Genomic DNA, 13228 nt, shown 5'->3' with positions numbered 1-13228 from the left:
CAGGAGAGAAACCATGCTGAATGTTCTTGCACGCTCTTTTATGACTGCGACCCGAATAGACACACCGCGCATCCAAGACGCACCAAAACCAGGCGACCGCAAACGTCGCTGGCTGCCAGAGGGTCACTGGTGGGTAAAGAATCCGCGCGATGTGGATCTGAGCAATCTTTGATACGCGCAAAGATAAAGTATCCGAGCCGCTGCCAAAGGCAGCCATATTGTTAATATACAGACACCGGTTGCCCAGGAAACGCGCGAACAGATCGAGCAGCCGGTGCCTGAACCTGCGGGCAGCGCACTGCCTGCAGGTATTCTTGTATGCTTACTGACCGCCACCCAGCTGGTGGACATAGGCCGTGACCGCACGGATCTGAGCTTTGGTCAGGCGGTTATCCCAAGGCGGCATCACGCCAAAGCGGCTGTATGTCACCGTTTCGGTCAAGGCCTCCTCGCTTCCGCCATAAAGCCAGATCGCATCGGTCAGGTTCGGGGCACCTTGGAAGACATCCCCCTGACCATTCTCACCATGACAGGCTGAGCAATTGTCTTCGAACACAACCTTGCCAGCTTGCGCCGCCGCATCGTCGGTTTGCGCGTTGGTCAGTGACATGACGTATTGCACCACCTGGGTGATCTCCTCTGATGCAAGGATGTCACCAAAGGCCGGCATCTCGGACCACCGTGTGTCGTCACTTTCTTCGCTACGGATGCCATAGCTGACTGTAGTCTCGATATCTTCCAGCGTTCCACCCCACAGCCATGCGTCATCCAGCAGGTTCGGGAAGCCGGTTGCACCCTGCGCACCCGAACCGTGACATTGCGCACACCAGGTGCGGAACACCGCGCTGCCTGCGTTGACGGCATATTGCTGCAACTCGGCATCTTTCGAGATATCCTCAAGCGGGGTTTCCACCAGCTTTACGTTCCAAGGCGCGTTGGCCTCTTCAAACGCAACCAGTTCCTTCTGCACCTCTTCACGGGATGACCATCCCATGACGCCTGCGGTGGCAGATTGGACCAGTGGCCATGCCGGATACATGATCGTGTAGATCACACCCCAGATAATCGTGACGTAGAAGGTCCAGAGCCACCAGCGTGGCATCGGGTTGTCAAACTCTTCGATCCCGTCCCAGGTATGGCCGGTGGTGTTTGGATCACCCGGCTGTTTATCAGGTGTCTTGTTCATTGCCGCGCCTCCTTGGATGTGGCGGGTTCGTCTTGCTGCGGTGCAGGCGCATCGGCGTGCCGGAAGGGAATATTGGCCGTATCTTTGTATTCCTTGCTGGCGCCCGGCCGGAAAACCCAGACCACGATGCAAACGAAGAAGGCAAAGAGCAGCAATAACATCCAGCTATCCGCGAATTGCCGTAGGAGTGTGTATTCTTCCATCTTACCCTCCTGTTACCGGTTTGCTGCGGGGGTGAAGGTCGAGAAGTCGACCAGCGTGCCCAGCATCTGCAGATAAGCGATCAGCGCATCAGCCTCGGTCAGTTCGGGCTGACCATCGAAGTTGCGCACATTGACCTTGTCACCGTAACGCTCCAGCAACCCGTCAAAATCACTGTCCGGATCGGCCTGAGCGCGGAAGTCCGCCACAGCGTTCTCCAACATCTCTTCGGTGTAGGGTGTTCCAACAACAGCGTTCACCGCCATGATGTCACCAATGTATTCACCGTCGATCTTGCGGTTCTCAAGGAAACCGTATTTCGGCATCACCGATTCCGGCACAACCGACTGTGCATCGCGCAGATGGCGCACGTGCCAGTCATCCGAGTAACGGCCACCCACGCGGGCCAGATCAGGCCCCGTCCGCTTGGATCCCCATTGGAACGGGTGATCATACATCGACTCAGCCGCCAGCGAGTAATGGCCATAGCGTTCGACCTCGTCCCGCATGGGGCGGATCATCTGGCTGTGGCAGACATAGCAGCCCTCGCGGATGTAGATCTCACGGCCCGCCATCTCGAGAGGGGTGTAAGGGCGCATGCCCTCCACCTTTTCGATGGTGTTCTCAAGATAGAACAGCGGGGTGATCTGAACAATGCCTCCGATGGTCACGACCAGGAAGCTGAAGATCAGCAGGAGGGTCGCGTTGGTCTCGAGGATCTTATGTTTGTCGAGAATTGCCATTGCTCCGGCCCTCCTTATTCAGCCGGGACCGCGACGGTCAGGTTGGCCTCACGGGCCGGCGCTTTCCGTACAGTCATCCACAGGTTGTAGCACATGATCACCGAGCCAGTGAGGAACAGGACCCCACCCAAGCCACGTACCACATACATCGGGAACTTGGCGGCTACGGTGTCAGCGAACGAGTTCACCAGGAAACCGTTGGCATCAACTTCGCGCCACATCAGGCCTTCCATGATACCGGTGACCCACATCGACGCGGCGTAGAGTACGATGCCGATGGTGGCGAGCCAGAAGTGCCAGCTGACCATCTGCAGCGAATACAGACGCTCTCGCTTCCACAGGACAGGAACCAGGAAGTACAGCGCGCCAAAGGTGATCATGCCGTTCCAGCCCAGCGCGCCCGAATGCACGTGACCGATGGTCCAGTCGGTGTAGTGGCTAAGGCTGTTCACCGCACGGATCGACATCATCGGACCTTCAAACGTGGACATGCCGTAGAAGCCGACCGAGATGACCATCATGCGGATAATCGGGTCGGTACGCAGCTTGTCCCAAGCGCCCGACAGGGTCATCAAACCGTTGATCATACCACCCCAAGACGGCATCCACAGCACGATCGAGAACACCATGCCCAGCGTCGAGGCCCAATCCGGCAGCGCGGTGTAGTGCAGGTGGTGCGGGCCGGCCCAGATATACAGGAAGATCAACGCCCAGAAGTGGATGATCGACAGCTTGTAGCTGAACACCGGACGCTCGGCCTGTTTTGGGATGAAATAGTACATCATGCCCAAGAAACCCGCAGTCAGGAAGAAGCCCACAGCGTTGTGGCCGTACCACCACTGGATCATCGCATCTTGAACACCCGACCAGACGATGACCGATTTCGAGCCCCAGATGCTGACCGGGATGGTCATGTTATTGACTAGGTGCAGCATGGCGACAGTTACTATAAACGCCAGATAGAACCAGTTGGCCACGTAGATGTGGGGTTCTTTCCGCTTGATGATTGTACCCAGATAAACTGCAAGATAGGCGACCCACACAACGGTCAGCCACAGATCGACATACCACTCCGGCTCGGCGTATTCCTTGGACTGCGTACCACCCAGAACATATCCGGTCGCGGCCAGCACGATGAACAGCTGATAGCCCCAGAATACGAACCATGCGAGGTTTCCACCCCACAGACGCGCAGCACTGGTGCGTTGCACCACGTAGAACGATGTCGCGATCAGCGCGTTGCCCCCAAAGGCAAAAATGACTGCGGAGGTGTGCAGCGGACGCAAACGACCAAAGTTCAGATAGCCCTGAGCCCATTCAAAGTTGAGCGTTGGAAAGGCCAGCTGGAACGCAATAAAGGTTCCTGCAAGGAACCCAACAACACCCCAGAAGGCTGTTGCGATCACGCCATACCGGATTACGTCATCCATGTATTCGCCCGAGCGATCCACAAGAATATCTGGCTCATCCGTGTTTCGAAGCGTCCAGACAAACAATCCCGCGGCGATGACCATCACCAGAATCGCATGCACCTGATACGCCAAATCCCGTGCGTAATTTGACCCTATGGCAGCAAACACCACCAAAAGGCCAAGCACGATCAGCTTGATGTAATTCGACATATTGCGTCCCTTTACCCTGCTCTGCGCGATTTACATGCCGCGAAGAACCTTTTTGACTGCTTGATGTAATGTCGAATGATGGTCCCGACTGCTTTGATCTGAGTCAAGACAACCCGCCGTTTTCTGTGACACGCATAATAGGTGAATGGGCGTTTACTGATACCGAACCCACGCCCGGAAGATGAGGTCAACATGGCTTATAAATCTATTCTCACCATCATGACTGAAACAAAATTGGCCCTGCCTGCACTTGTCCAAACCGCCGCTCTGGCCGAGGCACAGGATGGTCATGCCGAGGCCCTGTGCCTGGGTGTCGATCGCAGCCAAACCGGCTATTACTATGCCGGGGCAAACGCGTTGATCCTTCAGGAAACACTCAGCCGGGCCAATGCGGACGCCGATGAAGTCCTGGCGTTTGCAAAGGATTATCTGAAAAAGACATCTGCGCGCTGGTCAGCCGAAAGTGGCGTTGCTCAAATTGCCGATATTGGCCGCCACGTTGCGCATCGCGCCCGGTTCTCAGACCTGGTCGTGCTGTCTAAACCCTATGGCGAGGAGTGTGGGGCCGAAGCTGAGCCCATCATCGAGGCTGCGATGTTCGAAGGTCACGCACCGGTTCTGGTTGTTCCGGGCAAGGACAACCCTGTCGCCGCACCCCAGAACATCATGATTGCCTGGAATGAAAGTGTCGAAGCAATGCATGCCGTTCGACGCGCCTTGCCGTTCCTAATACAAGCTGAATTGGCGCGCATCGTTGTAATCGACCCACCCCGCCACGGGCCCGACCGGTCGGATCCAGGTGGCGGCTTATCACAGATGCTGGCACGGCACGGCGTGAAATGTGAAATCGAAGTACTCAGTAAAACCATGACTCGTGTCTCCGACATCCTGAACCGGCATGCGACCGACACGGAATCGGACATGATTGTCATGGGGGCCTATGGCCATTCGCGTTTTCGCGAGGCGATATTGGGCGGGGCAACGCGCAATATGCTGGAACAGTCTGTGGTGCCGGTTTTTCTTGCCCACTAAACAAGGCTTACACTGTGGAGGCTGCCTGTCCGGGCAGCTTCCTTGATCACCCGCGCCGCACCAGACCGATCAGGAACAACAATATCACCGCGCCAATAGTGGCGGCGAAGATGGACGAGAACACGCCACCGCCAACGGAAAAACCCAGCGCCGGGAAAATTAGACCGGCTACAAAAGCGCCAACTATTCCGACGATGATGTTCCCGAACAGTCCAAACCCGCGACCTTCCATGATTTTGCCCGACAACCAACCTGCGATTGCACCGATTGCAACCATGGCCAATACACTGCTGAATTCCACGGTCTTCTCCTTAAAAAGGGCGTGCGGCCCTTTGCGACCGCTGCCGAGCCGGACACTCAGACAAGAAATCCGCCATCCGAGTCATCTCCGGCCTCTTCCATCAGCCGATCCATATCCGGTACGGTCACATGTCGTTTGCCTTCCAGCAAGATCACCCCGTCCTTTTTGAGCGCTGAAATCTGTCGACTGACGGTCTCTAACGTCAAACCAAGGTAATCCGCCATGGCTTCGCGTGTAAGCGGGAGATCGAAAACAAACGGACCAGACAGCCCCTTTTGGCTGACCGATGCATCGCGCCGGGCAATGATCGACAACAGGCTGGCAATCTTTTCCCGCGCGGTTTTGCGCCCCAGGACCAACATCCACTCGCGGGCAGCGTCCAACTCATCCAAGGTCATTTGAAGCAGACGATGTGCAATATGTGGCGTCACATTCATCATGTCTTCGAAGGGTTTTTTACGAAAACAGCACATGACGACATCCGTGGTGGCCTGCACATCATAGGCCGCCGCGTCGCGCCCAGGGCGACCGACAAAATCACTGGGCAGCAACAGACCCACCATCTGGGTCCGGCCGTCCTCCATGGTTTGTGTCAGCGAGGCGATGCCCGACACGATCGAGCCAACAAAGTTCATCTGGTCGCCTGACCATATGATCGTCTGGCCCGCTTCGAAGCTGCGGTAGTACTTGATGTTATCGAGCACTTCGAGCTCATCCGCATCACAGCGCGCGCACACGGCGCGATGACGGATGGGGCAACTTTCACAGTTGGCGTGATCGAACTGTACTTTTGCAGTCATGCGCGTTCCCACTTGATCTCGGTCAAAGCAGCCAGGTCGTCTAGGTGCCTAGGGTATCGCCATGATACAGAAATCACAATTGGCTCGGCTTGGACTTTTTGACGCGAAGGTACCGCGCTACACCAGCTACCCCACCGCCCCCCATTTCAGCAATGATGTGGGGGCGGATCGTTTTGGTGACTGGGTGTCCGCAATCAAGCCTGGAAGCGCGATCTCGCTATACATTCATGTCCCCTTCTGCCGCAGACTGTGCTGGTTCTGCGCTTGCCGCACGCAGGGAACGCAAACCGATAACCCAGTGATCGCTTACGTGGATGTGCTGAAAGTCGAGCTTGATTTGCTGGCAGCGCGCCTGCCCGACGGTGTGGTTTTATCGCGTCTTCATTGGGGTGGCGGCACGCCAACCTTGTTGAACGCCAATCTGATACGCGATCTATCTCGGCATATCCTTAGCATTGTTCCCCTGGGCCCCAAGGTGGAGTTCTCGGTTGAAATCGACCCGAATGAGGTTGACGAGGCACGGCTGGATGCGCTGGCCGAGGTTGGCATGAACCGGGCCTCAATCGGCGTGCAGGATTTCGATGATGAGATTCAAAAGACAATTGGCCGCGTTCAAAGCTACGAGACCACCCGACATGCAATAGACATGATCCGCGCCCGCGGCATCACCAGTTTGAACGCCGATATTCTATATGGCCTGCCCCATCAGACCAAGGCGCGTATGACAGAAAGCGTTCAGAAGCTTTTGTCGCTCAATCCGGATCGGGTCGCCCTATATGGTTATGCACATGTGCCGTGGATGGCCAAGCGGCAGCAGCTGATTCCATCGGATGCCTTGCCCACCCCGGAGCAGCGACTGGATCTCTTCGACACAGCCCGCCGCCTGTTCATATGGGATAACTACGCAGAGATCGGCATCGACCATTTCGCGTCGCAAGAAGACGGCCTGACCAAGGCGTTGAATACAGGGCGGCTGAAACGAAACTTTCAAGGTTACACTGACGATCAGGCCGAGGTTCTCATAGGCATTGGCGCAAGTTCGATCTCGCGCTTTCCGCAAGGTTATGCACAGAACGACCCGGCGACTTCGGCCTATATCAAGGCGATCCGCGACGGCACATTCTCGACCTCACGCGGACATTTGTTCAAAGGTCAGGACGTGTTGCGGTCTCGGCTGATCGAAGCGTTGATGTGCGATTTCCAAATCAACTCAGCGGAAATTCTGCGCGACCACGATGTGTCAACTGAGGAATTGAACCGTATGTACAATTCGGTAAACGCAGCCTTCGACGGGTTACTGCGCGTCACCACCGATGGGCTGTTCATTCCGCCTGAGGCCCGCGCCTTGACCCGGATGATCGCACGGAATTTCGATGCCTATGACCTGAGCAAAGCCGGGCATAGTTCCGCGATCTAACATCCCGAGTTGCGCAGCACCCCCGGACAGGCGATGCGAAACAGGGGACTTGACGCACGGCATGTGTATTCCGCACACTCAAGGCGTGGGCCTCTATATGGGCCCACAGCCCGAGGCAGGCCCATTCGCAGACAACCCGTGCCGACGCCCCAAGCGTAAGGCAACCCCTTTCGTGCAGCCACTCTGCAACCTGAAAGAGGGACAGCACTTATGCGCGTTTTCACGGTTCTAGGCCCCAGCCAATCGGGCAAATCCACTCTGGTCGAGGCCATAAGCCGCCTCGACGGGCGCCCCACAACATTCGACATCTGCGGAACCGTGCATTTGCACGGTTTTTCTTATTTGGACGAGCCCTGGTGCGCGGTTGACGTCGATGGCGGTGGCGATGCGCTGGCCTATGTCGGCCCCGCCATGGCAATCTCGGACGCGGCGGTTGTGGTCGTGCCACCCGACCCGGACGCCGCGGTACTTTGCGCACCCTATCTGCGCCTGATCGAAGAGGCTGGTATCCCCTGCTTTTTGTTCATCAATCGAATGGACAACCCAAATGGCCGTGTCCGCGACATCATCAGCGCGCTGCAGACCTATTGCTCCCATCACATCGCATTGCGACAAGTGCCAATCCGGGATGGGGACACGATCATCGGCGCGGTTGATCTGATTTCCGAGCGGGCGTGGAAATATCAAGAAGGCCAACCCTCGGCTCTGATTGAGCTGCCACAATCGGTTGAGGATCGCGAACAAGAGGCGCGCACCGAGCTCCTGGAAACCTTGTCGGACTTTGACGATCACCTGCTGGAACAATTGATCGAGGACAAGCAACCCCCAAGCGCCGAGGTTTATGAACTCGCCGCGCAAGTCTTACAGAACCACCAACTGATCCCGGCCTGCCTGGGGGCCGCGAGCCATGGCAACGGCCTGACCCGGCTCATGAAAGCTCTAAGACACGAAGCCCCGGAGTTTGACATCGCCGCCGGACGAGATGAGGCGGCGGACAATGCGCGGGCCATCGCAGGGTTTGCCGATGTGAAAAAGCATATCGGTAAGATTACCGTGCTGCGCGGCCTGGGCGATGGTATCAAAGCGCATGAGGCCTTAGGCGGCGAAACCGTTGGCAACCTGACCACGCTGGACGCCAAGACACAGATTGGTGCCCTTGAGGCCGGGCAGATCGGTCTGGCGGTCAAGTCCGATCACCTCAACCCCGGGTTCATCTATGACAGCCGCGCAGCGACACCGCTGCCCGATTGGGCCGCGTCGCACCCGGTTGCGCATCGACAGGTGGTCTCGCCCGCGCATGAGCGGGACGATGTGCGCCTGTCAAATGCCCTGACACGGTTGGTCGAGATCGATCCAGGGCTTCAGATGGAACAGGATGAACTCAGCGGGCATGCTATTCTGGGTTCGCAAGGACCGCAGCATATGCGGCGCGTTACCGCCAAGCTGGCCGAAGATTTCGGGATCGAGATCGAGACCGACGCGGTCGAGACCGCCTATCGCGAGACAATTCGCGCACCCGTCGACCACCGACATCGACACCGCAAGCAATCAGGTGGGGCAGGACAGTTCGCTGATGTCGTCATCTCGGTTTCGCCATTACCCCGCGGCTCGGGCTTTCAGTTTGAAGAGGTCGTCAAGGGCGGGGCCGTTCCCAAGAACTACATCCCATCGGTTGAACACGGGGCACAGGATGCTCTGGTTCAAGGCCCCGAGGGCTTTCCGGTGGTAGATGTCAAAGTCATCCTGAGCGATGGTAAACACCACAATGTCGACAGCTCGGACTATGCATTCCGAACGGCTGGCAAGAACGCTGTACGTGAGGCCCTGCCGCAAGCCAAGCCGGTTGTGCTGCAGCCCATTCTGAGTGCCGAGATTCACCTGCCATCCGATTTTGTGGGTGATCTGGTCCCCACGATCAGTTCGCTGCAAGGCCAGGTTCTGGGGTTCGAAGGCAACCCAAATGCGTCGGGGTGGGAAATTTTCAACGCCCAACTTCCGGCCGTCGCACAGGATGAACTGCACCGAACCCTCGCCAGCGCCACGCGTGGCACCGGCTGGGTAAACCTGAACTTCGATCACTACGAGGAGTTGCGCGGACCGGTCCCAACTACGGCCACACGCGAAAAAGCCAACGCATAAAAAGCGCGCGAGGCGGGCGTCAGCCCGCCGCTGCGATCAGTTCGCGTGTATAATCTGTTTGAGCGTTTTCAAACAGGTCTTCTGCTGCGCCCATCTCGATCACATCGCCGTTGCGCATGACGATCACGTTATGCGACATCGCCCGAACGACCTTCAGATCATGACTGATGAACAGATAGGCCAGCCCGTATTTCCGCTGTAGATCCCGCAGCAGGTCGACAATCTGCACCTGCACCGTCATATCCAGCGCGCTGGTCGGTTCATCCAGTACCAGCAGCTTTGGTCGCAACACCATGGCACGCGCAATCGCGATCCGCTGACGCTGCCCGCCCGAAAACTCATGCGGATATCGATCCATCGAGGCAGGGTCCAGACCCACCTCGGTCATCACCTCGGCCACCAATTCGCGCGGCGCGCGGTGCGGGTCGACATTGTGAATGGCCAACCCTTCGGAAATGATCTGCTGACAGGTCAAACGCGGGCTCAGACTGCCAAACGGGTCCTGAAACACGATCTGCATGTCCTTGCGCAACCGCCGCAACTCGCGCGTTGACCAGCGGCGCACGTCCTGATCGCGGAACGTGATACCGCCTTCAGATGCGATCAACCGCATGATGGCCAAGGCAAGCGTCGTTTTGCCCGAACCACTTTCGCCGACAATGCCCAACGTCTCTCCAGCCCTGACACTCAGCGTAGCGTCATTGACAGCCTTCACATGCCCGACGGTGCGTTTCAGGAAACCACGCTGGATCGGGAACCAGACTTTCAGATGATCCGTGCGTGCAACCTCTTCGGCGTCCGCAGCCACTGGGTCAGGCTGGCCCGAAGGCTCAGCCTCCAATAGCTTGCGCGTATAGGGGTGTTGCGGATTGTCGAAGATCTCAGCCGTGATCCCGGTTTCGACGATCTCGCCATCCTTCATCACGCAGACTCGATCAGCAATCCGCCGCACGATTCCAAGGTCATGGGTAATGAACAGCATCCCCATATTCTCGGATTTCTGAAGTTCTGCCAGCAGTTCCAGTATCTGCGCCTGTATAGTCACGTCCAACGCGGTCGTGGGCTCATCTGCGATCAGGATGTCCGGCTTGTTGGCCAAGGCCATCGCAATCATCACCCGCTGGCGCTGCCCACCCGACAGTTGGTGCGGATAGCTGTCCAGCCGTTCCTCGGGGTCGCGGATGCCAACCTTGGTCAGCAATTCGACAATCCGAACGCGCGCTGCATCGCCCGTTAACCCCTGATGCAACGCCAGAGACTCGGCCATCTGCTTCTGGATTGTGTGCAATGGGTTCAGCGATGTCATCGGCTCCTGAAAGATAAAGCTGATGTCGTTTCCGCGTACCTCCATCAGCTTGGCATCAGACGCGCCAATCATCTCTTGCCCGTCATACCGCACGGACCCTTCCACAATCGCGCTGTCCCCCAACAGGGACACCGTCGACAAGGCTGTCACAGATTTACCCGATCCGGATTCCCCGACCAGCGCAACAGTTTCACCCCGGTCCACGGTGAACGAAACACCTTTGACCGCCGCAGAGATCTGCCCGTCCTGCCGGAACGAGACCTTAAGGTTGTTCACATCCAAAAGGCTCATGAGAAGGTCTTTCTGGGATCAAACGCATCGCGGACGCCTTCGAAAATGAAGACAAGCAGCGATAGCATGATGGCAAAGGTGAAAAACGCGGTGAAGGCCAGCCACGGGGCCTGAAGGTTCTGCTTGGCCTGCAAGGTCAACTCACCCAGAGACGGGGCCGAGGATGGCAGGCCGAAACCAAGGAAATCCAGTGAGGCCAGCCCGCCGATGGTGCCGGTTACGATAAACGGCATGAAGGTCAGCGTGGCAACCATTGCATTGGGCAGCATGTGGCGGAACATGATGGTCATGTTTCCCACGCCCAGCGCGCGCGCGGCACGGACATATTCCAGATTGCGCGCCCGCAGGAACTCGGCCCGAACAACACCCACCAGACCGGTCCAGCCGAACAGTATCATCAATGCCACCAGCAACCAGAAACTTCGGCCTAAAATGGCAAACATGATGATGATGACATAGAGTGAGGGCGTTGCTGACCAGATCTCGATAATCCTCTGGAAAATCAGATCAAGCCAACCGCCAAAGAACCCCTGAATGGCCCCCGCAAAGATACCGATCAGGCTGGCCGCGCCTGTTACAAGCAGGGTAAACAGGATCGACAGGCGGAAGCCATAGATAACCCGCGCCAGCACATCGCGTTTCGTGTCATCCGTGCCCAGCAGGTTCTGCCCGTTGGGCGGCAATGGGGCCGCTCCGGGGCGGTCGACGCTGGTGTTGTAGGAATACGGGATCAGAGGCCAGATGGCCCAGCCGCGTTCGAACCCGTCGGCCTGATATGTTCCGGCATCGATCTGTTCAATGATGCCTTCGGGATCGTCGAAACAGGCGTCCATACCACCACTGTCGATCAGGCACATGACCTCTGGGTCGCGATAAATCGCTTCGGTTTGGAAGTCGCCGCCAAATTCAGTTTCAGCGTAGAAGTTGAAGATCGGCGTATAGAAATCGCCGCGGTATTGCACCAGGATCGGTTTGTCGTTGGCGATGAACTCGGCAAACAGGGACAAGCCGAACAAGATTGAAAAGATGATCAAAGACCAGAAAGCCCGGCTGTTACGCCGAAAATTGCGCCAGCGGCGCTGGTTCAGAGGGGAGAGAGCCACTTATCCCTCCCGCTTTTCAAAGTCGATCCGCGGATCGACAAGGACGTACATCAGATCGCTGATGATCCCTACAACCAGACCCATCAAGCCAAAGATGAACAGCGTCCCAAATATCACCGGATAGTCACGCGCCACGGCAGCTTCGAACCCGAGACGGCCGAGCCCGTCCAATGAGAAGATCGTCTCGATAATGATTGATCCACCGAAGAACACCCCAATGAAAACAGCAGGGAATCCAGCGATCACGATCAACATGGCATTGCGGAACACATGGCCATAGAGAACCCGTTTCTCACTCAACCCCTTCGCGCGGGCCGTCATGACATACTGCTTTTTGATCTCATCCAGGAACGAGTTTTTGGTCAGCAGCGTCAGCGTCGCAAAGGCAGAAATGGTCAGCGCAATGATCGGCAAGGCGATGTGCCAGAAATAGTCAGCAATTTTGCCAAACAGGCTCAAGCTCTCCCAATTGTCCGAGGTCAGCCCGCGTAGTGGAAAGATTTGCCAATAGGATCCTCCGGCAAAAAGAACCAGCAGCAGGATGGCGAACAAGAAACCTGGGATGGCATAGGCGACGATAATGGTTCCGCTGGTCCAGGTATCGAAGGTCGATCCATCCTTGACGGCCTTGCGAATGCCTAAGGGAATGGAGACCAGATAGGCAATCAGGGTCGACCAAAGGCCCAGAGAGATCGACACGGGCATCTTTTCGAGCACCAGATCGATCACGCTGATCGACCGGAAGTAGCTTTCACCAAAATCCAGCGTCAGGTAGTTACCCAACATGTTCAAAAACCGCTCTAGCGGCGGTTTGTCGAAACCGAACTCCTTTTCCAGTTCTTCGATGAATTCCTTCGGCAGTCCACGGGCGCCGATGTATTCGCTGTCCGACCCAAATGTTTCTTCGGTCTGAACGTTCTCGCCCCCGGCAAAACCGGCGAATACATCACCTTCGCCCTGCATCTGAGCCAGAATTTGCTCGATCGGGCCACCTGGCACAAATTGCACGAGCGTGAAGTTCACGATCATGATGCCAAGCAGCGTTGGAATGACCAGCAAAAGCCGGCGTAGTACATATGCGCCCAAA

At 57.0% G+C, this 13228-nt stretch carries 13 protein-coding genes; 4 read left to right on the top strand and 9 right to left on the bottom strand.

What is annotated here, in order from left to right:
- The first annotated feature begins 13 nt into the window (after positions 1-13).
- The gene (locus AC2FGE_RS13480; protein ID WP_496819720.1) at positions 14-172 is read left to right on the top strand and encodes a hypothetical protein; all 159 of its coding nucleotides are present in this window, start codon (positions 14-16) and stop codon (positions 170-172) included.
- A 150-nt stretch (positions 173-322) separates the two neighbouring features.
- Here the strand turns inward: AC2FGE_RS13480 and ccoP are convergent, their stop codons facing one another.
- From ccoP to ccoN, 4 genes are read right to left on the bottom strand one after another with little or no spacing between them, the layout of a single operon-like run.
- Positions 323-1186, bottom strand: a complete 864-nt coding sequence (gene ccoP, locus AC2FGE_RS13475; protein WP_496819718.1) for a cytochrome-c oxidase, cbb3-type subunit III — start codon at positions 1184-1186, stop codon at positions 323-325.
- Positions 1183-1389: a cbb3-type cytochrome c oxidase subunit 3 gene (locus AC2FGE_RS13470; RefSeq protein ID WP_496819717.1), complete on the bottom strand. Its 207-nt coding sequence runs from the start codon at positions 1387-1389 to the stop codon at positions 1183-1185. The genes ccoP and AC2FGE_RS13470 overlap by 4 nt, the downstream gene beginning before the upstream one ends.
- Positions 1390-1401: 12 nt before the next feature.
- Complete coding sequence (gene ccoO / locus AC2FGE_RS13465) at positions 1402-2130, bottom strand: cytochrome-c oxidase, cbb3-type subunit II (RefSeq protein WP_480545445.1); 729 nt, start codon at positions 2128-2130, stop codon at positions 1402-1404.
- 14 nt (positions 2131-2144) lie between these two features.
- On the bottom strand, positions 2145-3752 hold the full coding sequence (gene ccoN / locus AC2FGE_RS13460; protein ID WP_496819716.1) for a cytochrome-c oxidase, cbb3-type subunit I: 1608 nt from the start codon (positions 3750-3752) through the stop codon (positions 2145-2147).
- Positions 3753-3944: 192 nt separating this feature from the next.
- On the opposite strand from ccoN, the gene AC2FGE_RS13455 reads away from it, so the two are divergent.
- A complete protein-coding gene (locus AC2FGE_RS13455) occupies positions 3945-4784 on the top strand; it encodes a universal stress protein (protein WP_496819715.1) in 840 nt (279 codons plus the stop codon).
- Positions 4785-4830: 46 nt separating this feature from the next.
- Here AC2FGE_RS13455 and AC2FGE_RS13450 read toward each other — a convergent pair whose 3' ends face one another.
- Together AC2FGE_RS13450 and fnrL are read right to left on the bottom strand one after the other, a co-directional pair.
- Positions 4831-5061, bottom strand: a complete 231-nt coding sequence (locus tag AC2FGE_RS13450; protein ID WP_480550860.1) for a GlsB/YeaQ/YmgE family stress response membrane protein — start codon at positions 5059-5061, stop codon at positions 4831-4833.
- A gap of 80 nt (positions 5062-5141) precedes the next feature.
- Positions 5142-5885, bottom strand: coding sequence for a transcriptional regulator FnrL (gene fnrL, locus AC2FGE_RS13445; RefSeq protein ID WP_496819713.1), 744 nt, complete (start codon positions 5883-5885; stop codon positions 5142-5144).
- A 61-nt stretch (positions 5886-5946) separates the two neighbouring features.
- Between fnrL and hemN the strand changes: the two genes are divergently transcribed.
- Both hemN and AC2FGE_RS13435 read left to right on the top strand, forming a co-directional pair.
- The gene (hemN, locus tag AC2FGE_RS13440; protein ID WP_496819712.1) at positions 5947-7302 is read left to right on the top strand and encodes an oxygen-independent coproporphyrinogen III oxidase; all 1356 of its coding nucleotides are present in this window, start codon (positions 5947-5949) and stop codon (positions 7300-7302) included.
- 210 nt (positions 7303-7512) lie between these two features.
- A complete protein-coding gene (locus AC2FGE_RS13435; protein WP_496819711.1) occupies positions 7513-9441 on the top strand; it encodes an elongation factor G in 1929 nt (642 codons plus the stop codon).
- A 19-nt stretch (positions 9442-9460) separates the two neighbouring features.
- Here AC2FGE_RS13435 and AC2FGE_RS13430 read toward each other — a convergent pair whose 3' ends face one another.
- The 3 genes from AC2FGE_RS13430 to AC2FGE_RS13420 are packed head-to-tail and all read right to left on the bottom strand — an operon-like array spanning position 9461 to position 13227.
- Positions 9461-11038, bottom strand: coding sequence for an ABC transporter ATP-binding protein (locus tag AC2FGE_RS13430; protein ID WP_496819710.1), 1578 nt, complete (start codon positions 11036-11038; stop codon positions 9461-9463).
- A complete protein-coding gene (locus AC2FGE_RS13425) occupies positions 11035-12141 on the bottom strand; it encodes an ABC transporter permease (protein ID WP_496819709.1) in 1107 nt (368 codons plus the stop codon). The genes AC2FGE_RS13430 and AC2FGE_RS13425 overlap by 4 nt, the downstream gene beginning before the upstream one ends.
- The gene (locus tag AC2FGE_RS13420; RefSeq protein ID WP_480826413.1) at positions 12142-13227 is read right to left on the bottom strand and encodes a microcin C ABC transporter permease YejB; all 1086 of its coding nucleotides are present in this window, start codon (positions 13225-13227) and stop codon (positions 12142-12144) included. It abuts the gene before it with no gap.
- Position 13228: the final 1 nt, after the last annotated feature.

This window comes from Ruegeria sp. YTSA075 (assembly GCF_059610245.1).
The sequence above is the reverse complement of the archived record's forward strand: the minus strand, read 5'-3'. Positions and strand labels throughout refer to the sequence as shown.